This window comes from Streptomyces sp. DH24, assembly GCF_029813775.1.
In the GTDB taxonomy this organism is placed as follows: Bacteria; Actinomycetota; Actinomycetes; order Streptomycetales; family Streptomycetaceae; genus Streptomyces.
This window is the reverse complement of the sequence record NZ_JARVKW010000097.1, coordinates 1-850: the sequence shown is the minus strand read 5'-3', so window position 1 is coordinate 850 and position 850 is coordinate 1. Positions and strand designations below refer to the sequence as shown.

Annotated in this window: 1 protein-coding gene; it reads right to left on the bottom strand. The window is 67.4% G+C overall.

All coding sequences use genetic code 11. The features are described 5' to 3' along the window. Nucleotides 1-850 (bottom strand): alpha-glucosidase C-terminal domain-containing protein (locus QC282_RS32000; RefSeq protein ID WP_279553101.1); only part of this gene is annotated, 850 nt, incomplete at both ends.

The window sequence follows — 850 nt, the reverse complement described above, 5'->3', positions numbered from 1 at the left end:
GGCTGTGCGAAGCGGGAGAAGTTGTGCACGCACAGCACGAGGTCGTCCTCGTATTCGCGCAGGAAGGCGAGGACGGCGGGGTTGGAGGAGGGGAGTTCGGTGTAGGAGCCGAGGCCGAAGGCGGGGTTCTGCTTGCGGATCTCGATCATGCGCCGGGTCCAGTGCAGCAGGGACGACGGCGAGGACATCGAGGCCTCGACGTTGGTGACCTGGTAGCCGTAGACCGGGTCCATGATGGCCGGGAGGGTGAGGCGCCCGGGGTCGGCCGTGGAGAAGCCGGCGTTGCGGTCTGGGGTCCACTGCATGGGTGTGCGGACGGCGTCGCGGTCGCCGAGCCAGATGTTGTCGCCCATGCCGATCTCGTCGCCGTAGTAGAGGATCGGCGAGCCGGGCAGGGACAGCAGGAGTGCGGTGAAGAGTTCGATCTGGTTGCGGTCGTTGTCGAGGAGGGGGGCGAGGCGGCGGCGGATGCCGATGTTGGCGCGCATGCGGGGGTCTTTGGCGTACTCGGCCCACATGTAGTCGCGTTCCTCGTCGGTGACCATCTCCAGGGTCAGTTCGTCGTGGTTGCGCAGGAAGATGCCCCACTGGCAGCCGGAGGGGATGGCGGGGGTCTTGGCGAGGATTTCGGAGACGGGGTAGCGCGATTCGCGGCGCACGGCCATGAAGATGCGGGGCATGACGGGGAAGTGGAAGGCCATGTGGCACTCGTCGCCGCCGCTGGGGTAGTCGCCGAAGTAGTCGACGACGTCCTCGGGCCACTGGTTGGCCTCGGCCAGCAGGACGGTGTCCGGGTACTGGGCGTCGATCTCCTTGCGGACCCGCTTCAGGAAGTCGTGGGTGGCGGGCA